The organism is Amaricoccus macauensis (assembly GCF_014201905.1).
GTDB classification, from domain to species: Bacteria; Pseudomonadota; Alphaproteobacteria; order Rhodobacterales; family Rhodobacteraceae; genus Amaricoccus; species Amaricoccus macauensis.
In genome coordinates this window covers 1,040,717-1,059,368 of the sequence record NZ_JACHFM010000002.1, presented here as the reverse complement: position 1 = coordinate 1,059,368, position 18,652 = coordinate 1,040,717, and the positions used below count along the sequence as shown (strand labels likewise).

21 protein-coding genes are annotated in these 18,652 nt (G+C 68.4%); 10 read left to right on the top strand and 11 right to left on the bottom strand.

The window, feature by feature from the left end; all coding sequences use genetic code 11:
• The first annotated feature begins 64 nt into the window (after nt 1-64).
• From HNP73_RS12505 to HNP73_RS23910, 6 genes are all read left to right on the top strand, one after another.
• Complete coding sequence (locus HNP73_RS12505; RefSeq protein WP_184149667.1) at nt 65-1,135, top strand: SGNH/GDSL hydrolase family protein; 1,071 nt, start codon at nt 65-67, stop codon at nt 1,133-1,135.
• Between the two features lie 102 nt (nt 1,136-1,237).
• Nucleotides 1,238-2,017 carry a DeoR/GlpR family DNA-binding transcription regulator gene (locus HNP73_RS12500; protein WP_184149664.1) on the top strand — a complete coding sequence of 260 codons (780 nt, stop codon included), beginning with the start codon at nt 1,238-1,240 and terminating at the stop codon, nt 2,015-2,017.
• 138 nt (nt 2,018-2,155) lie between these two features.
• Complete coding sequence (locus HNP73_RS12495; protein ID WP_184149661.1) at nt 2,156-3,013, top strand: LysR family transcriptional regulator; 858 nt, start codon at nt 2,156-2,158, stop codon at nt 3,011-3,013.
• A 209-nt stretch (nt 3,014-3,222) separates the two neighbouring features.
• Nucleotides 3,223-5,097 (top strand): M10 family metallopeptidase C-terminal domain-containing protein, encoded by a 1,875-nt coding sequence (locus HNP73_RS12490; protein WP_184149658.1) that lies wholly within the window; start codon nt 3,223-3,225, stop codon nt 5,095-5,097.
• A gap of 288 nt (nt 5,098-5,385) precedes the next feature.
• A complete protein-coding gene (locus tag HNP73_RS12485) occupies nt 5,386-6,195 on the top strand; it encodes an NAD-dependent epimerase/dehydratase family protein (RefSeq protein WP_184149655.1) in 810 nt (269 codons plus the stop codon).
• Nucleotides 6,192-6,887: a GNAT family N-acetyltransferase gene (locus HNP73_RS23910; RefSeq protein WP_184149652.1), complete on the top strand. Its 696-nt coding sequence runs from the start codon at nt 6,192-6,194 to the stop codon at nt 6,885-6,887. The genes HNP73_RS12485 and HNP73_RS23910 overlap by 4 nt, the downstream gene beginning before the upstream one ends.
• A gap of 5 nt (nt 6,888-6,892) precedes the next feature.
• Here the strand turns inward: HNP73_RS23910 and HNP73_RS12475 are convergent, their stop codons facing one another.
• The 5 genes from HNP73_RS12475 to HNP73_RS12455 form a co-directional block, all read right to left on the bottom strand.
• Complete coding sequence (locus HNP73_RS12475; RefSeq protein ID WP_184149649.1) at nt 6,893-8,080, bottom strand: acyltransferase family protein; 1,188 nt, start codon at nt 8,078-8,080, stop codon at nt 6,893-6,895.
• A gap of 71 nt (nt 8,081-8,151) precedes the next feature.
• On the bottom strand, nt 8,152-8,499 hold the full coding sequence (locus HNP73_RS12470; protein WP_184149646.1) for a hypothetical protein: 348 nt from the start codon (nt 8,497-8,499) through the stop codon (nt 8,152-8,154).
• 166 nt (nt 8,500-8,665) lie between these two features.
• Nucleotides 8,666-9,577 (bottom strand): LysR family transcriptional regulator, encoded by a 912-nt coding sequence (locus tag HNP73_RS12465; RefSeq protein WP_184149643.1) that lies wholly within the window; start codon nt 9,575-9,577, stop codon nt 8,666-8,668.
• A gap of 82 nt (nt 9,578-9,659) precedes the next feature.
• Entirely contained in the window at nt 9,660-10,262 is a 603-nt protein-coding gene (locus tag HNP73_RS12460) for a transglycosylase SLT domain-containing protein (RefSeq protein WP_184149640.1), read from the bottom strand.
• Between the two features lie 74 nt (nt 10,263-10,336).
• Entirely contained in the window at nt 10,337-11,218 is an 882-nt protein-coding gene (locus HNP73_RS12455) for an AEC family transporter (protein WP_184149637.1), read from the bottom strand.
• Between the two features lie 123 nt (nt 11,219-11,341).
• Between HNP73_RS12455 and hspQ the strand changes: the two genes are divergently transcribed.
• Nucleotides 11,342-11,671, top strand: coding sequence for a heat shock protein HspQ (gene hspQ, locus HNP73_RS12450; protein WP_184149634.1), 330 nt, complete (start codon nt 11,342-11,344; stop codon nt 11,669-11,671).
• Nucleotides 11,672-11,678: 7 nt separating this feature from the next.
• On the opposite strand, the gene HNP73_RS12445 is transcribed toward hspQ, so the two are convergent.
• The gene (locus tag HNP73_RS12445) at nt 11,679-12,752 is read right to left on the bottom strand and encodes an alanine racemase (RefSeq protein ID WP_184149631.1); all 1,074 of its coding nucleotides are present in this window, start codon (nt 12,750-12,752) and stop codon (nt 11,679-11,681) included.
• A gap of 158 nt (nt 12,753-12,910) precedes the next feature.
• On the opposite strand from HNP73_RS12445, the gene HNP73_RS12440 reads away from it, so the two are divergent.
• Entirely contained in the window at nt 12,911-13,249 is a 339-nt protein-coding gene (locus HNP73_RS12440; protein WP_184149628.1) for a DUF2794 domain-containing protein, read from the top strand.
• A gap of 33 nt (nt 13,250-13,282) precedes the next feature.
• Here the strand turns inward: HNP73_RS12440 and HNP73_RS12435 are convergent, their stop codons facing one another.
• The 4 genes from HNP73_RS12435 to HNP73_RS12420 all read right to left on the bottom strand — a co-directional run bounded on the left by HNP73_RS12435 (nt 13,283) and on the right by HNP73_RS12420 (nt 16,468).
• Complete coding sequence (locus HNP73_RS12435) at nt 13,283-14,032, bottom strand: enoyl-CoA hydratase/isomerase family protein (protein ID WP_184149625.1); 750 nt, start codon at nt 14,030-14,032, stop codon at nt 13,283-13,285.
• Nucleotides 14,029-14,817: an exodeoxyribonuclease III gene (locus HNP73_RS12430; RefSeq protein ID WP_184149622.1), complete on the bottom strand. Its 789-nt coding sequence runs from the start codon at nt 14,815-14,817 to the stop codon at nt 14,029-14,031. The genes HNP73_RS12435 and HNP73_RS12430 overlap by 4 nt, the downstream gene beginning before the upstream one ends.
• A gap of 83 nt (nt 14,818-14,900) precedes the next feature.
• Nucleotides 14,901-15,710, bottom strand: a complete 810-nt coding sequence (locus HNP73_RS12425) for an aminoglycoside phosphotransferase family protein (RefSeq protein ID WP_184149619.1) — start codon at nt 15,708-15,710, stop codon at nt 14,901-14,903.
• Between the two features lie 71 nt (nt 15,711-15,781).
• Nucleotides 15,782-16,468: a response regulator transcription factor gene (locus HNP73_RS12420; protein ID WP_184149616.1), complete on the bottom strand. Its 687-nt coding sequence runs from the start codon at nt 16,466-16,468 to the stop codon at nt 15,782-15,784.
• A 115-nt stretch (nt 16,469-16,583) separates the two neighbouring features.
• Here HNP73_RS12420 and ribA point away from each other — a divergent pair, with 115 nt between their 5' ends.
• Nucleotides 16,584-17,675 (top strand): GTP cyclohydrolase II, encoded by a 1,092-nt coding sequence (gene ribA / locus HNP73_RS12415; RefSeq protein WP_184149614.1) that lies wholly within the window; start codon nt 16,584-16,586, stop codon nt 17,673-17,675.
• 65 nt (nt 17,676-17,740) lie between these two features.
• Nucleotides 17,741-18,235: a L,D-transpeptidase family protein gene (locus HNP73_RS12410; RefSeq protein ID WP_184150706.1), complete on the top strand. Its 495-nt coding sequence runs from the start codon at nt 17,741-17,743 to the stop codon at nt 18,233-18,235.
• Here HNP73_RS12410 and HNP73_RS12405 read toward each other — a convergent pair.
• Nucleotides 18,232-18,648, bottom strand: a complete 417-nt coding sequence (locus HNP73_RS12405; RefSeq protein WP_184149612.1) for a hypothetical protein — start codon at nt 18,646-18,648, stop codon at nt 18,232-18,234. The two genes, HNP73_RS12410 and HNP73_RS12405, sit on opposite strands and share 4 nt — an antisense overlap.
• Nucleotides 18,649-18,652 lie beyond the last annotated feature (4 nt).

Here is an 18,652-nt window from a genome sequence, read left to right as displayed (position 1 = left end):
GGCGCTCAATGAAATCTCAATCAGCCGGCAAGGGGTTCCGTTGCCGACAAGGGGGAGTTCGTCAATGAGCCTCTGGCGGAGCATGATCCTGTCGATCGCCGGTCTTGGCCTGGCTGCCTGCGTGCAGGCGCCGGCGCCCGTCCCGATCGGCGCCGTCGTGGTCTTCGGGGATTCCCTCAGCGACGTCGGCACCTACCAGGCCGCCACCCGAAGCCGGACGAATCCGGGAAAGTTCACCATCAACCCGTCGAACATCTGGGTCGAGGACGTCGCGCTTCACTATGGTCAGGTGGTGAGGCCAGATCGGTCGCTGACCATGGACCGCGATGCGAGCTCTGGCGTGACGCGCGCCGTGGGCACCGCCCGGGTGATCGGCGGGAATGGCTATGCCGAAGGCGGCGCCCGCGTCGCCCGCCTGCCGAGCCAGAGCGGGATCGGCAACAACAGGCTGGTGGCGCCCGTGGCGAGCCAGCTCGAACGCTACATTGCCAGCAATGGCCGTTTCAGCCCCGATGAGCTCGTGATCATCGACGGCGGAACGAACGACATCTATGCGCAGTTCAGTGCCATGTGCTGGGGAACCGACGACAACGGGATCGGCGCAGGCAAGACGACGCAGGCAATCGCGGACCGCGAGGTCGAGCGCGCCGCGACCGACCTCATCGCCGTCGTCGGGAAGGCGAAAGCGAACGGAGCGGGCGTGGTGCTCGTGGCCGGCGCGATCGACTGGACCGATGCGCCGTTTGGCCGGAAGTACCTCGCCGCGAGCGAACTCGCGACCGGTTGCAGCCAGAGCTTCGCGCCCGGGCAGGTGAAGGAGTGGACGGCGAGCTTCAACCGGACGCTGGCCGATGGCGTCGGGCACATGCCCGGAGTGATCGTTCTCGACTTCGCCACCCCGGTCAACGCGGTGCTCGCTGATCCGGGACGCTTCGGGATCACCAACGCCACGGAGCCCGCCTGCACCAACAAGCGGCCGACGACGAGCGCGGTCTTCTGCACCGGCGAGACCCTCGCGGCGCCGGACGCGGGCTCGACATATCTCTGGTCCGACACGTTCCATCCCGGCCCTCGCCTGCATGGTCTCATCGCCGACGAGGCGTTGCGCCTGCTCGAACCCGTCGCCGCGCCGTAAGGGCAGGAAGTCGCCCCCGGGCCGGGGCGTCGTATCCGGCGTCGGTTGCAGGTTCCGGTGGGTGTCTCTAGTGTGACACTCCATCCCAGCTTGAGCGAGGCCATGGCGCAAAACTTCCGTCACTCCGAAATCCTTACTCTTGCGCGTGAGGCGGGGAAGGTGACGGTCGAGGAACTGGCGTCCTACTTCAATGTCACTGCCCAGACCATCCGCCGTGATCTGTCGGAGCTTTGCGACGTTGGCCAGCTGACGCGGGTGCATGGCGGGGCGATGATCCCCTCGGGCGTCATCGCGCTCGGCTACGAGGATCGGCGCAGCCTCGCGAGCCAGGAGAAGGATGCCATCGCCCGGCTCGTCGCCGAGCAGATCCCGGACGGTGTCTCGATCTTCATGAACATCGGCACCACCACCGAGGCGGTGGCGCGCGCGCTGCTGAAGCACCGCAATCTGATGGTCATCACCAACAACCTCAACGTCGCGAACATCCTCGCCACCAGCCCGAACTCCGAGGTGATCGTCGCGGGCGGCATCCTCAGGCGGTCGGACGGGGCGCTGGTGGGGGACGTGACGGCGGAGTTCATCGGGCAGTTCAAGGTCGACTACGCGATCATCGGCTCGGCGGCGGTCGACCCGGACGGCTCGCTCCTCGACTACGATTTCCGCGAGGTGCGTGTCGCGCAGGCGATCATCAAGAACGCGCGCAAGAGCTACCTCGTCGCCGACCACACCAAGTTCAAGATGGCGGCCCCGGTGCGCATCGCGAGCCTCGCGGATCTGCACGGCTTCTTCACCGACATCCAGCCGCCGAAGTCGATCTTGCAGCTCTGCGCCGACAACGACGTGTTCATTCGCACGGTCGAGAACGCCGGACGCGTTCGCTGAAGGTGCCGTTTCGCGTTCGTTCGCGCAGGCAATTGTTTCGTCTGTAGCGTCAGTCCATCCGTCTTGCTGAGAGCGCTCGCATCGCGCTTGGTGCGGGGCTAGGCTTTTCCCGTGGAAGCCTTGGGGCGCGCGGGGGGCATGCGAAATCTCGACACTTCGGCTCTGCGCGCGCTCGTCGCCGTGGCGGAAATGGGCGGCGTGACACGCGCCGCCGCGCAGCTCAACCTGACCCAGTCGGCGGTATCGCTCCAGATCAAGCGCCTCGAGGAGACGCTTGATCTGTGCCTGTTCGATCGGGTCGGCCGGGGCGTGGTGCTGACCGTGGCCGGTGAGGAGCTCGTCGGCTATGCCCGGCGGCTCCTGGCGGTCAACGATGAGATCGTCGTCCGCCTCGGGCAGGCCGGCGGTGCGGACGGTGATATCCGTTTCGGCGTGCCGTGCGACATCGTGAACTTCCACGTGCCGCAGGCGATCCGAAGCTTCAGCCTGCGGCACCCCGAGACCCGTCTCACGCTGCGGACAGAAGTGAGCGGGCTCCTGCGGGAGCAATGCGAAGCGGGATCGCTCGACCTGATCCTGACGACTGAATCCGAGCCCGGCCCGGAGGCCGAGATCCTCGGCCAGGTGCCGCTGGTCTGGGTCGGCGCGCCGGGCGGGCAGGCGTTCCGGCGCCGGCCGTTGCCGATCGCGGCGGTGACGGGATGCGCCTTCACCCGCGTCCTGATGGCCCGGCTCTCGGCGGCGGGGTTCGACTGGAAGGTGGTGAGCGAGGGCTCGATGGTCGAGAGCCTCGTTGCCGCTGATCTCGCGGTCTACGCGATGCTGCGCGGCGCGATCGCCCCGGGGATGGCCGAGATCGAGCACGGTGGCGGCCTGCCGCCACTTCCGTGCCTGTCGCTGGCGCTCTACCTGACGCAGGGGCCACGGCGGCGTCTCGCCGAGCGCCTTGCCGGCAGCCTGCGCGAGGCGTTCGGGGTGGCTGCGGCTGCGGCCTGATAGACCGGACCGCGACCGATCACGAACGCTCATGAATCGGATTTCGATAACTCGTTGGACGGCGCGGGCCCTCGTCGGCATTCTCGGACGTGCGGGTTTGAGCCGCACGCGGTCAGAGAGAACCGCGGAATTTCATGATCTCACCCGGCCCGCGCGGCTGGCCCTTGTCTGGCCGGACGCCACCGGGATTCCATAAGGGTATCATCAAGATGACCGGCATCAACCTGCCTGTCGGCAACATCGTGGACCGCGTCGGTGACGCGCGCGTCGATGGTCTGCTCGATCTGAGCTGGGGATCGAACGACCTCAGCTACAGCGACCCCAACTCGCCCTCGGACTACGGGCCGAACTACCCGGTGCCGATCCTCAGCGTCTCGCAGATCTCCTCGGGCCAGCTTCTCGCGGTCAGTTGGGCGCTCGACACTAACGGGCCGATCGCGAGCGGCGTCAACGGTGGCCTTTTCTCGGTCGAGGCGTTCACCAACGCGAACTTCGGCTATCAGGGCGGTGGCAGCGGCACGGCGGTCCTGCGCTTCGCCAACTCGCAGGACCCGGGCACGGCCTATTCGTTCGGGCCGCAGCAGGGCGACGTGCGCAGCGGTGACGCCTTCTTCGGCGGCGTCGGCCGGCTGCCGGTGCAGGGGACGGCGGACTACCATGCGGTTCTCCAGCAGGCCGCGCACGGGCTCGGGCTGAAGTACGCGCACGTGAACTCCGGCTACGGGCCGCAGTCGGGCGCCTATGACGCACTGGAATTCACCGTGATGTCCTTCCGCTCCTACGCCGGCGCGGCGATCGGGGAATACACCAACGAGATCTTCGGGATGCCGCAGACCTACATGATGGGCGACATCCGTGCCCTGCAGCAGCAGTACGGCGCCGACTTCTCAACCAACGCCGGCAACACCGTCTATTCGTGGAGTCCGACGGGCGGTGAGACGTTCGTGAACGGGCAGGTCGCCATTGATCCGGGCGGCAACCGCATCTTCATGACCATCTGGGACGGTGGCGGATTCGATACCTACGATCTCTCGAACTACACGAGCGACCTGCAGATCGACCTCACCCCGGGCGGCTCGTCGCAGTTCTCCGACATCCAGACGGCGAGCCTCGGCGACGGGCACTTCGCAAGGGGCAACGTCTACAACGCCCTGCAATATCAGGGCGATGCGCGCTCTCTGATCGAGGCGGCGATCGGCGGTTCGGGTGACGACGAGGTGCTCGGCAACGCCGCCGGCAACATCATCGACGGCGGCAATGGCAACGACACGCTCTCGGGCGGTGCCGGCGACGACATCATCCACGGCGGCGGCGGCAACGATCTCATCTACGGCGGGCCGGGGCGCGATGACATCACAGGCGGCGACGGCAACGACACGATGTACGGCAATGCCGGCGACGACCAGATGGGCGGCGGCAAGGGCAATGACACCTACAACGTCGATAGTATGACCGAATTCGTCTACGAGTTCTCGGGCGAGGGCCGTGACACGGTGATCTCGACCGTCGTGCACACCCTGGGCGCGAACTTCGAGGATCTGGTCCTGGTGGGCAGCTTCGCCACCGGCGGCACGGGGAACGCGCTCGCCAACCGGATGACCGGCAGCGACTTCGGCAACACCCTCCTTGGGGTGGGTGGCAATGACACGCTGACCGGCAACGGCGGTGAGGATTTCCTGCGCGGCGGCAATGGCGGCGACCGGCTGGCGGGCGGCTCGGGGGCGGACGTTCTGATGGGCGGCAAGGGGGCGGACATCTTCGTCTTCGAGCGGGCCGCCCATTCCGATCCCGACGGCAACGACATCCTGCGCGCGGCCGACGGCGGGCCAGCCTTCGACGGCGCCGGGGCCGCCTCGGGTGACCGGATCGACCTGTCGGCGATCGACGCGAACACCCGCGTCGCCGGCGATCAGGCGTTCAGCTTCGGCAAGACGGGCAGCGGCGGACTCTGGGTGACGGAGATCGACGGCGACACCGTGATACGGGCCAACGACGGTTCAGGCACCGGGTTCCAGTTCGAGCTCGTGATCGAGGACGGCGGTATCCTCGCCTCGGCGTATCGCGGCGGCGACTTCATCCTCTAGGCAGTTCGGAGCGGGCGTAGGCAATGCCCGACGCCGATCCGTACGGCGCGACGCTCTCCCTCGCGCCGGATGCTCCGGGCCCGCCGTCCCCGCGGAGCGCCCCGGAGCTGGCGGATGGCCGGCGATGGTTTCTCCCCGTTTCCATCGCCGGCCACCCGCCGACGTCACCGCCTGACAGCGCCCGTGTCATCGTCCCGTGTCATCGCCCGCTGGATCTCGGCGCCGATCTCCGGCCATAGTCGGGCCGCGTGACTGCCCCGCGCGCGCCCCGTTCCGAGGTCAGTGCCCATGCCCGAGTTTCGCCGCATCCTGCTCACCGGCGCAGCCGGCAGTCTCGGGAGCCACCTCAGGCGCGGTCTCGCGCCGCTCGCCGACACCTTGCGGTTGCTGGACATGAATCCCCTCGGGGCGGCGGCGGCGAACGAGGAGACGCTTCAGCTCGACCTCTCCGACCGGGAGGCGGCGATTGCCGCAAGCCGGGATTGTGACGCCATCGTGCATTTCGCCGGCCATCCACGCGAGCAGACCTTTGAGGAGATCCTCGCCGACACGCTGCCCGCCTCGTACCACATCTTCGAGGGCGCGCGGCTCAACGGCGTGAAGCGGGTGATCTACGCCAGTTCGATCCACGCGGTCGGCTTCCATCCGGTCGAGGCGGTGCCCGATACCCGCGCGCAGCATCGGCCGGACACATTCTACGGTCTCACCAAGACCTTCACCGAGGATCTCGCGAGCCTCTACTGGGACAAGTATGGCGTCGAGAGCGTCATGCTGCGGATCTGCTCGTGCTTCCCGGAGCCCGCGGACCGGCGGATGCTCTGGTCGTGGCTGTCGTTTGCCGACTGCGTGCGGCTGGTGGAGTCGGCGCTGCTGGCGCCGCGCGTCGGCTTCTCGGTGATCTATGGCACCTCGGCGAACGCGGCGGCGGCGGTGTCGAACGCCCATGCCGGTCATCTCGGCTTCGTGCCACAGGACAGCGCGGACGGCCATGCCGCCGCCATTCTCGCCCGGACGCCACGACCTGATCCCGAGGCGGTCGGGACGCGGGTGGTGGGAGGCGGCTTCGCGGCCACCGGACACCCGGACGACGCAGCGTGACGATCGAGGCAATCCTCGCCACGTGGCCGGCGGTGGAACTCCGGGCCGCGGGCGGCTTCACCCTGCGCCGTGGGGCAGGAGGCGGCAACCGGACCTCGGCGGCGACGCTCGACGGGATGAGCGGCGATATTCCGGCCGCAGAGGCCGCGATGCGCGCCTGGGAACAGCGGCCGGTCTTCATGATCCGGCCCGGTGAGGCGGCGCTCGATGCTGACCTCGCGGCCCGGGGCTACGAGGCCTACGACCACACGAGGGTGCTCGCGGCCTCCGCCGCGCCGCTCGCCGGAGCCGACCCCGAGCGGGCGTTCTTCGGGGACATGCGGCTTCGCGTGCTGGAAGAGGTCTGGGCGCCGGGCGGCATCGGACCCGAGCGGGTCGCGGTGATGGCACGCGCCCCGGGGCCGAAAATCTACCTGCTTGGCCGGCATGGCGACAGGGTGGGTGGCGCGGGCTTTGCGGCGATCCACGGCGACGCGGTGGTGATGCATGCGGTGGAAGTGACGCCTGCGGCACGGCGCACCGGGATCGGCGCCGCCATGGTGCGCGCCGCTGCAGCCTGGGGCAGGGAGCGCGGCGCAGGGCGCCTGCTCCTCGCGGTCACCCAGGCGAACGTGGGCGCCACAGCCCTCTACCGCGGCCTCGGGTTCGAGGAAGCCGCGGCCTATCACTACCGGCGGGCGCCCGCCGCCTGACGGCGTCAGGTCGGCAGGAAGCCCGACTTCGCCTTGCCATCCGGCAGTGTCCGTCCGCCGCTCAGGATGCGGAAGGTCCTGGGCATCCGGGCCTGCAGCAGCCGGCCGACGAGGATGCAGGTCCAGATCGTCAGGCTGACCGTCACCACGTAGAGCCCGATCTGAGCCACCTCGCTCATCGGGTCGATCATCGAGCCGAGGCCGAGCTTCAGGAACAGGATCGGCGGATAGTGGGCGCAGTGGATGAAGAAGGCCATGTAGGCGTTCTTCACCACCCAGTCGGCAAATCGCCCTTCGAGCAGCAGGGCCGCGACGTTCCAGACCGCAAGCGCTCCGAGCACCCGCATTGCGGCGGTCGCGATGTCGAAGTCGAGGCCCATGGTCCGCCCGACGTAGTAGGGCGCCACCGTGCGCGCGAGGGCGACCGCGAGAAATACCCCGAAGACGGGCAGGATCAGGCGCCGGGGCAGATCGGGCCGGAGCCCCTGCATGGCGCAGGTCGCGCCGAAGCAGAAGAAGATCAGCACGTCGAGCCGGTGGAAGAGGCCGGTCGGCACGTCGAGCACCCAGAGCGGCACCAGGATCGCGATGGTCAGCCACGGAAGCCGCGAGGCGAGGAACCAGATCACCGGGCTGAGCGCCACGGTGATGATGAGATCGTGGATGAACCAGAGCTGAAACGCGAGCGGCGTCCGGGTGATGCCGAGCGAGGCATCGAGCCAGTTCACGACCATGTTGCGGCCGGAGTCGAAGAAATTGGCGAAGAGGCTCGGGGCCACGAGGTGCATGGCGAGGCCAAGCGTCGCAAATCCGCCTCCCCAGATCACGCAGGGCAGCACCAGCGACTGGACCCGCCGCCGCAGCTTGCGGACGAAGTCGGGGGGCGTGTCCCGGCTTGCCCCGTAGAAGAACAGATAGCCCGAGATCGCGCTCATCGCCGGGACGGCAGTGAAGCCGATGTAAAGGACGAACGAGATCAGGATCGAGGCGACGGGAAGCGGCTGCCCCTGATAGCCGCGGTAGGGCGACAGCTCGGATCCGTAGATCCCGCCGTAGTGCAGGAAGACGAGGGCAAGCACGAGGACGAGGCGCAGCCAGGCAATGCGGCGGCGGTCAAGTTCGGTGAGCGGCGCAGCTCGTTGGCCGGCCGCAGCCGGGGCATGCGTGCGCGGGTACGCGACTGACGAGGACAAGGCAATCTCCAGCGGTCCGGGTGAAACGGCATCCCCGGACCCCGCGCGTGACGCGGCAAGTCCGGGACGGTTCAGACGGAGTGGCTGGCTTCGGGTGGGCTCAGCTCCGGCATGGGAGCAGCGGCACGCGGGCGGGTCACGTCGCCCGGCCGCGCGTAGCCGACGGCAAGGCGCGGGTCGAACGGATCGGCGACCGAGGCCAGTACGCCCGGTGCCTGGCAGTGCGCGTTGGCGTGGCTTGTCTTGCTGCATTTCGCGGCAGGCGCGTCTTCCGTGACGAGGGCAACGATTGCCGCAACCCTGTCGCCGAACTGATCGACCGAAGCGCCGACGTGATCCCGACCCGATGCCAGCGCGAGGAGCGTGACGACGGCGAGGACGACAGCGAGGAGGATTGATGGCGAAAGGCTACGAGTCATCCGGCACAAGATGAAGAGACAATTACGGGAGCGGACATCTTGTAGACAAACGCGCGATTCTACCATAGGCGCTGTGGTTGTTCCGATGGTGCCACGGATCATTTTCCAGTTGAACCGGGCGTGAATTCAGTGGGATCGGATGGTTCCGTCGCGCGTTCGTGATGGCTCAGGCCGGCCAGGTGTCGGCACCGCTCTTCCTGAAATGGTCGCTCAGGAAGTCGATGAAGGCCCGAAGCTTCGGCTGGGGGAACCGGCCCTGCGGATAGACCGCGTAGACGCCGAGCAATTCGCGCGGGCGGTCCGGCAGCAGCTCCACCAGCCGGCCGGAGGCAAGTGCGGCGCCGAGCATGAAGCTCGGGACCTGCGCGATGCCGAGGCCCGCCTCCGCCGCCCGCATCAGTGCCTCGCCGTTGTTGACCGTCAGCCGGCCGCCGACCCGGATCTGGCGTTCCTCCCCGGATGCGGTGTGCAGCCGCCAGAAGTTGCCGGTTGAGAGCTGCGAATAGTGCAGGAGGCGGTGGTCGTTGAGGTCGTCTATCGTGCGGGGCACCGAGGCTTCCGAAACATAAGCCGGCGACGCGACGATGACGGTACGGGTCTCGGCGAGCTTCTTCGCCTTCAGGGAGCTGTCGGCGAGAGTGCCGATGCGGATCGCGAGGTCGAAGCCTTCGGCGAGGAGTTCGACGAAGCGATCGTCCAGCACCATGTTGACGTCGACCTCCGGGTAGGCGCCGAGGAACGCCGAGACAGCCGGGGTCACGTGATGCACCCCGAACGTCACTGGCGCGGAGATGCGCAGCGAGCCCTTGGGGTTCGCCTGCATCGCGGTCACCATGCTGTCAGCCTCGGCGGCCTCGGTGAGCACCGATCTCGCCCGATCGTAGTAGGCGAGACCGACCTCGGTCGGATTGACCCGCCGGGTGGTCCGGTTGAGCAGTCGGACTGCCAGCCGGGCCTCGAGCGCGGAGACATGTTTCGATACGGCGGACTTCGACAGCCCCATCTTGCGGGCAGCATCCGTGAAGCCGCCGTGGTCGACGACGTGGACGAAGGCTTCCATTTCGGTCAGACGGTCCATCGGGTCGTTCAGCCGTTTCCATTTGTGGAACGATACGCCGCAGGTCGGCGGATCGTCAACGCCACCGCGCCGGCCGGACCGTTCAGTATGATGAGCAGGTCATGAGCTGCCGGTGGTAGATGCCGGCCCAGTTCTGCACGTCCCGTGCCACGCCGGGCAGCCAGGTCTTCTTGCGGTAGGAGCCGCGGGCAAAGCCGGCCTTGCCCTCGTGGAAGGCGAGATACTGGTTGTAGGCGTCAGTCACCGGCACGCCATTCACCCGGGCGTTGGAATTCATGTACCAGCCGATGAAGTCCGAGGCGTCGGAGAAGTCCTCGCGGTCGGCGCCCCGGCGGCCGGTGTCGGAGATGTAGCCCTCCCACGTGCCGTCGATCGCCTGCGCATAGCCGTAGGCCGAGGAGAGGGGGACATCGCGGGCGAAGATGCTGCTTCCCACGCGCTTGGTGGGCCGGGCGTCAGCGCGGAAACTCGATTCGCGTGCGATGGTCGCGAGTTGTACCGCGACCGGGACGCCCCATTTCTCTTCGGTCTTGCGCATGGCCGCGAACCAGCCGGGCTTCTCTTCCTGCATCCGGCACGCGTCGACGACCGTGGACGGAGGCGACTCCGTTCCCCCGCACGAACTCAGGATCGCACAAAAAGCCAAGAGGGCGAGCGGGCGCCCCCATCCCTTGCCTGCTGTCATCTCACTGCCCGCGTGTCTTGTTGCACGTCGTCCGCGGAGTTTGCCGCAATCGGGTCAGCAAGCCAAGGGAAAGCTCAGATGAAAAAAGCCAGAATTGCCGGGATCGCCACCACCGAGAGCAAGGTCGAGACCACGACGAGCCCGGCGACTTCGTCGGGGCTCGCCCGATATTTCGCCGCGAGCATGTAGGACGTGACGGCAACCGGGGTTGCGACCTGCACGATGAGAACACCCAGCGTCATCTTGGGCAGCGCGAAGGCGAGCCCGACGCCCAGAGGCACCACGGTGCAGAGCGCGAGCTTCGCGACGCAGAGTGCAAGCGCCGGTCCGAGGGCGCGCGGCTGCAGCCGGGCGATGGCGACACCGAGCGTGATGAGCATGAGCGGGATCGCCATCTGACCGATCAGATCGAGGCTCGCCGCCAGCCATTCCGGCACGCTCCAGCCCATGACGAGAAACACCGAGCCGAGCAGCGTGCCGCCGACCAGCGGCTCGCGCAGCGCGCTCATCGGGCTGCCGCCGCCGGCAACGACCCAGACGCCGACCGTGAAGGAGAGGATCGCCATGACGGCGAAGATCACGACCGCCACGTCAAACCCCGCCTGTCCGAAGGCGAAAAGCGCAACCGGCAGGCCGATGTTGCCGGTGTTGCCGAAGGCGAGCGGCGCCCAGTATGCCGCGAGATCGAGCTTCAGCAGCCTCACCAGTGCCCAGGCGAGCAAGCCGACGATGACGTAGGCGAGGGTCGACGCCAGCACCGTATCGAGCAGGAGCGCGGGATCGACCTTGGAGCGGACCAGCGCCATGAAGATCAGACAGGGCGTCGACAGCGTCATCGAGAGCCGCGACACGAAGGCGACGTCGTAGTCGAGGCCCCGGCGAACCCAGATGAAACCGATCGCCGCGAGGAGCGCGACAGGGGCAATGATAGTGACAATCTCGAAGACGAGATGCATTTACAGACCGGGCTCCGGCGTTGCAGTTTTACCGCACGGCACCTCTGGCCAGTGCCCCTGACGTGGACAGAATGTCAACCGGGGACTATCGTGGGTGGAAGCGGAGTTCGTGGGTAACCGGCCATGTTGCAGACAGCAGCCAAATTTTCCCTGGGGCAGGTGGTGCGCCACCGTGTCCACCCGTTCCGTGGTGTGATCTTCGACGTCGATCCGTCGTTCAACAATACCAACGAGTGGTGGGAGTCGATCCCGGAGGACAGCCGGCCGGCCAAGGACCAGCCGTTCTATCACCTGCTCGCCGAGAACGAGACCTCGTACTACGTGGCCTACGTCTCCGAGCAGAACCTCGTGATGGACGACAGCGGCGAACCGGTCGACCACCCCGAGGTCTCGGCGATGTTCGGCGCCCTCCGCGAAGGCGGGCGCTACGATCTCGACGGGCGTCTGCACTAGGCGCCCGTCACCACCCGCTGAATCTCGGCCACTTTTCGGCCACCGCGCCATCGCGCAGCACCTCATAGCGATCGTACTGCGCCGCCGTCGAGCAGGCGTGGTTGGGCAGCACCCGCAGCCGCGCGCCAACCGGCAGGTCGGGGATGCTCGCGCCGCTGCCGGCGCGGGCGGCCACGATGCCGTGCTCCTGGTTCGCACCGACCACGATCAGGTTGTCATAGGGCGTGCCGTCGAGCTGGCAGACGACGCCGTAGCCCTGATCGACCGACTGCGCCGCGGTGCCCCGGTCGCGCGACATGGCCATCCAGCCCGCGTCCGTGATGATCCAGCCCTTGTCGTGCTGGTGGCCGATCACCGTGGCCAGCACGCTCAGGGCGATGTCGTCGACGTTGCAGACCCCGACGCCGGCCTGAAAGAGGTCGAAGAACACGCAGACCCCGGCGCGGAACTCGGTCAGTCCGTCGAAGCCGGTGGCGCTCATGAACGTCGGCGTCGAGCCGACGCTGACCACCGGGCAGGCATGGCCCGCCGCCCGGAGCGTCCCGGCCGCCGTCACCACGGCGCGCCGCTCGCCTTCGGCCGCCGCCTCGAGCGCGGCGCGGCCACGTGCGACATAGCTCTCGCCGCCATGGGTCAGCACGCCGCGCAGCTCCGCCGCCGGTTCCAGCGCCCCGGCGATCGCGAGAAGAAGGGCCGCGTCGTCGGGCTTCACTCCGGAGCGATGGCCGTCGCAGTCGATTTCGATCAGCGCCGGAATGCGCATCCCGGGCGAAGACGCGGCCGCGACCGCCTCGGCCTGCGCCACGTTGTCGAGAATGACGCTGAGATCGACGCCCCGCGCCCGCAGCGCGAGGACCTCGTCGAGCTTTTGCGGCGCAATGCCGACGCCATAGGTGATGTCGGTGACTCCCGCGTCGGCGAAACGTTCAGCCTCCTTCAGGGTGGAGACCATGGCGGGACCGGTCGGCGTCAGCATCTGGCGCCGTCCGACCTCGACCGACTTCGCGGTCTTCAGATGGGCGCGATAGCTCACGCCTGTGCCGGCAAGCCGGCCGTGGATCCGCTCAATGTTGCGGTTCATGCGGGCTTCGTCGAGAAGCAGGCACGGTGTGGGGAGTGTGTTGAGGTTCTGCATAATAGCGGCGACGCTAGCGCCCCGGCGCGTCCCCCTCAAGACATGGTTCATCAGAGTTCGGCGCCACGCTTGCCAAAGCTGTTCGGGGCCGTCATGTTCGTTTCATGATCGGCAGTTCCGAGATCGCCCAGTTCCCGAGCCTTCCCGACGCGGTCGCCTTCCATCGCACCGAACTCTCCGTCATTCTCGGCGTCTACGGGCGTGCTGTCGCCGCCGGACTCTGGCGGGACTACGGCATCTCGATGCTGAAGGAGCACGCGATCTTCTCGATCTTCCGGCACAGCGCCGAGCGCCCGCTCTACCGGATCGAGAAGCATCCGCGTCTCGCCGCCCGTCAGGGGCAGTACATGGTGGTCGCCATGGACGGGCGCATCCTGCGCCGGGGCAACGATCTCGCCCACGTGCTGCGGGTGCTGGATCGGGCGCTCATCCGTTCCGTCTGAGCTGATCTGACCTGACCGGGCAGCGCGCGGAGACTACCGTCCCGTGAAGCGCGGCGTGCGCTTCTCGCGCTGGGCCGCAAGGCCCTCCGCATGGTCCTCCGAGGCGAAGCAGGCGACGATCCGCGCGCGCGCCGCCGTCTCGTCGAGGGTGCCCGACACGATCTCGCGCAGCGTCCGCTTCATGCCGCGCACGGCGAGCGGTGCGAGCGCGGCGATCTCGGCGGCGATCTCGTCGGTGCGCGCGGCGAGGCGGTCCGCTGGCACGAGCTCGTCGACGAAGCCCGCGGCCAGCAGCGCATCGGCGCCGAAGGTCTCGGCGCGCAGGAACATCCGTCGGGCGATCTGCGAGCCGAGCCGGTCGACCGCCCGCGCGATCCCGGCTGGCTCGTAGTGGATGCCGAGCTTCGCCGGCGGCACGAAGGCGCGCATCCCCTCGACTCCCACGCGGAAGTCGCAGGCGAGCGCCAGCTCGACACCACCGCCATACACCCCGCCGTTCAGGGCCGCGATGACCGGCACCGGAACGGCGTCGAGCCGGCCGCAGAGTGCTGTCAGCGGATTGACGCCGCCGAAGCTGCCGCCCGCGACCTCGCCGAGCGACGCGCCGGCACAGAACGAGCGCCCGCGCCCGGTCAGCACGACGACGCGAAGCGTGTCGAGCCTCTCCCAGTCGGCCAGCACCGCGGCGAACGTGTCGATCCCGGCGCGGTCGAGCGCGTTGTGTGCCTCCGGCCGGTTCAGGACGATACGGCCCACCGGCCCGTCGATCTCAGCCTCGATCATGCCTCGAACTCCGCAAAGACCGGCGCGTGGTCGCTCGGCCGTTCCCATCCCCGCACGGCTCGCGCGATCCGGCTGCCGCCCGAGCGCGCGGCAAGGTCCGGCGTCGCCCATACGTGGTCGAGCCGGCGCCCCTTGTCGACCGTCGACCAGTCCGCCGCGCGGTAGGACCACCACGAGAAGAGCCGCCCCGTTGGCAGGTGCGCCCGCGTCACATCGACGAAGTCGCCCGCCGCGCGGATCGCCTCGAGCGCCGCCACCTCGACGGGCGTGTGGGTGACGACCCTCACGAGCTTCTTGTGATCCCAGACGTCGTCCTCGCGCGGCGCGACGTTGAAGTCGCCCACGAGGATCGCGCCCTCCCGTGGCGCCACGCTGAAAGCCGCGCGCACGGCGTCGAGAAAGTCGAGCTTCTTGCGGAATTTCGGGTTCAGCACCGGGTCGGGCAGATCTCCGCCCGCCGGGATGTAGAGGTTGTGGACGACCGCGCCGGACGGCAGCCGCGCCGCCACGTGGCGCGCATCCTGCGGCAGGCCGAAGGCAAGGCTCGGCGCCTCGTCGAGCGGCAGGCGCGACAGGATCGCGACACCGTTGTAGCCCGGCTGACCGCGCGCGACGACGTGGGCATAGCCGAGCGCCCGCACGCCATCGAGCGGGATCTTCTCCACCGGCGACTTCGTCTCCTGCAGGCAGAGGACGTCAGGGCCTTCCTCACGCAGGAGGCGGAGCACCGACTCCTCGCGGAGCCGGACCGAGTTGATGTTCCAGGTGGCAATCTTCACGGCCATCGCCCGCTGTCAGCCCGCTGTCAGGAGGTGTCCCCATAGATGCCGGTGCCGGGATTGCCAATGGCCGGCACGCGGCCTTTCCGTCAGGCAAGCTCTGCCGCCGCGAGTTCCGCAATCCTCAGGTCCACCTCCGCCAGAGGGTCGCCGTCTTCGAGGAACCACGCCGCCGACAGGCCGGTCCAGGCGAGGATCCACTGAAGCAGGCGGCGGCGGTCCATGCCCGCCACGTCGGTCACCACGCCGAGTCGCCGATGGAAGCGCCCCGGCTGCGTCGCGACCGGCCGGCTCGGATCGCTCAGGTCCGGGTTGGTGAAGATGTTGGCGAAGTCGAAGCCGCGTTCGCCGATCAGCCCGTGCGGGTCGATGGCGAGCCAGCCACGCGGGCCGAAGTCGAGCACGTTGTCGTGGTGCAGGTCGCCGTGGAGAACGACGGGCTCGCGTTGATCGGCGAGCAGCATTTGCGCGGTCGCGAGACTGCGGGTCAGTATCCCCCCGTACCGTGCCGCGGCTGGTTCGAGCTCCCGGAACCACCGGGTCAGGGGAACCAGCTCGGGAAGCGGACCGGGCCGTTTGCGGTGCAGCCGGGCGACGGTTGCGCAGAGCGTGCGGCAGGCCGCATCGTCGTCGCCGCCCCGGGCCATGTCCGCGAGCGACCGGGCGCCCGTGGCGCGCTCCATGACGAGGGCGGTGTCGTCCCGGGCGAAGACCCGGGCCGCGCCATCGCCGCTCCACCACGCCATCAGCGCCGCGCCGCGCTGCTGGTCAGGGCTGGACGCGAGTTTCAGCATGGCGGGCTCGCCGTTCCGAAGCACCGGAAGCAGGCGCGCCGCGGGGGTGGTGATGGGTTCACCGTCGGGAACGAGGCCCCAGAGGCGCAGATAGGGTTCGAACAACGCTGGTCTTCCCGCTCATGGCAGGCACTGCGGGAAAGACGGGCCGGATGCCCGCCTTTTCCCCCGGTGCCTCACGGAACCAGACGATAGCCGCCGGGCTCGGTGACGAGGATCCGGGCGTTCGCCGGATCGGGCTCGATCTTCTGCCGCAGGCGGTAGATATGGGTCTCGAGCGTGTGCGTGGTCACGCCGGCGTTGTAGCCCCAGACTTCGTGCAGCAGCGTGTCGCGCGGCACGACGGCGGCACCCGAGCGGTAGAGGAACTTCAGGATGTTCGTCTCCTTCTCGGTCAGGCGGATCTTCTTGTCGCGCTCGTCGACGAGCAGCTTCGCCGCGGGCCGGAAGCTGTAGGGGCCGACGCCGAAGACCGCGTCCTCCGACTGCTCGTGCTGGCGAAGCTGCGCCCGGATACGGGCGAGCAGCACCGGCAGCTTGAACGGTTTCGCGACGTAGTCGTTCGCTCCGGACTCGAGCCCGTGGATCTGGTCGCTGTCGGTGGTGTGTCCGGTCAGCATGATGATCGGGCACTTCACCCCCTGCTTGCGCATCAGCCGGCAGAGTTCGCGCCCGTCCATGTCCGGCAGGCCGACGTCGAGGATGACGAGATCGTAGATCTGTTCCTTGGCGCGGGCGAGGCCGCCCTCACCGTCGCCCGCCTCGAAGACGTCGAATTCTTCGGTGGCCACGAGCTGATCCGCGAGCGCTTCGCGCAGGTCCGGATCGTCGTCGACCATGAGAATTCTCTTCACGACACCCATGGTTCATCTCCTTTTTCCCATTCAGCTGTTGGTTTTGCGCGCGGATCGCAATATTTCCCCCGGGAGCCTCACGGCAGTGTGTCTCCGGACACGACAATGTTTCAGGGAGGACGGCATGAGCCTCGGGCTGGACGCGGTGGAGCGCCTCGCACGGGCGCGCTCCGACCTGCGCATGGGAGCTGGCATCGCGGTTCTCGGACCGGAGACCGGCGCGCTCGTGATGGCGGCGGAGACCGTTCCGGCGGCGCGCCTTGCTGATCTGCGCTCGCTCGGCGAGGTCGATCTCGCGATCACCGACTGGCGGGCGGAGACGCTGAAGGCGCGTGCCTACGACGGCGATCTGGCGCGGGTGGCGCTGCCGGCGGATGCGGAAATCGACTGGGTCCGCGCGACGGCGAATCCGGCGGCGGACCTCGAATGGCCGATGAAGGGGCCATATCTCACGCGGCGCGGCGGCGACCCGAGCCTGCATCGGGCGGCGATCGCGCTCCTGAAGAGCGCGCACCTGCTGCCGGCGGCGCTGGTCGTCGTGCTGCCGGCGGCCGAGGTGGCGGCGCTCGCCGAGACGCACCGGCTCTCGTCCGTGGCGCTCTCGGACGTACCACCGATGCCGGTCGCCCCGGTTCTCGTGGAGATCGCCGCCGCAAGGGTGCCCTTGCAGGTGAACGAGGCGGGCCGGGTGCGGGTGTTCCGGCCGCGCGATGGCACGGAGGAGCATTATGCGGTCGAGGTCGGTGCCGCCGACCGGGCGCGGCCGGTGCTCTGCCGGCTGCACTCTGCCTGCTTCACCGGTGATCTCTGCGGCAGCCTGAAATGCGACTGCGGCCCGCAGCTTCATGCGGCCCTCGATCAGATCGGCACGGCGGGGGAGGGGGTGCTTCTCTACCTGAACCAGGAGGGGCGCGGCATCGGGCTTGCCAACAAGATGCGGGCCTACGCGCTGCAGGATCAGGGGTTCGACACGGTCGAGGCAAACCATCGCCTCGGGTTCGAGGACGACGAGCGCGACTTCCGGCTCGGGGCGAACATGCTTCGGACCATGGGCTTCCGCGAGGTCCGGCTGATGACGAACAACCCCCGCAAGGTGGCGATGATGGAGACGTGTGGCCTCAGGGTCGTCGAGCGGGTGCCGCTCAAGGTCGGGAAGACGACGTTCAACGAGGGATATCTCGCGACCAAGGCGGCGAAGAGCGGGCATCTGCTGTGAGTCCGAAGCCCTCCACGGGTCACGGTCGGTCAAGACATGGCGGATCAAGGCACGGCGGGGACGATCTGCGCGCCCGGGCCGGCGATCTGGTCGTCACCCGCTGGGGCGCGTGGTTTCTCAATCGCCGCTTCCCATGCGCCGTCGGACGTGGTGGCGTCGGCGAGAAGCGACGAGAGGGCGACAGTGTGACGCCGGTCGGGCGGCACCGGATCGAGGTGGTCCTGCACCGGCCGGACCGGCTCGCGGGCACGGGGCGCGGGATCGAGCCGCGCGATGGCTGGTCGGACGATCCGAAGGATCCGGCCTACAACCGCATGGTCCGGCGTCCGCATCGCTTCAGCCACGAGGCGCTGCGGCGGGCCGACCGGCAGTACGACCTGCTCGCGGTGCTCGACTGGAACCGCGACCCGCCGGTGCCGGGACTGGGGAGCGCGATCTTCCTGCACGTCTGGCGCCGGCCGCGATATCCGACCGCAGGGTGCATCGCGTTCCGCCGCGCGGATCTCGACTTCATCCTCTCACGGATGGGGCCACGGGCGCGGGTGGTGGTGCGAGACTAGCTGCCGCTCGCGAGAATCGCCGAGAGCACCTTGTCGAACGCGCGGGCGTCGGCGCGATTGTCGGCCTCGACGGTTACCGATGCGTCGCCGTCCTCGTCGAGGAAACAGGCCTCGAAATCGTCAAGGTCGATCTCCTCGGGCTCGTCGGATACCGAGCCGTCCTCGGGCAGGTGGCAGGCAAGCGGGTTCTCCACGCGTAGCCGGAGCATCCATGCGTGGCCCTGCGCCGGACGAACCTCGAGCAGCCCGACCGTGGTCGCGACCGCAAGCTCGTCCTCGGTGTCGAGTTCCTCGGCGGCGACCGGCGCGCCGTCCCAGACGAATTCCCGGGTCGCCCGGACCTCGACGCCCGGCGGACCCGCCTTGAGCCATTTCAGAAGATGTCGGGCGGAGACGTCGATCTCGCGCTCCATGGTT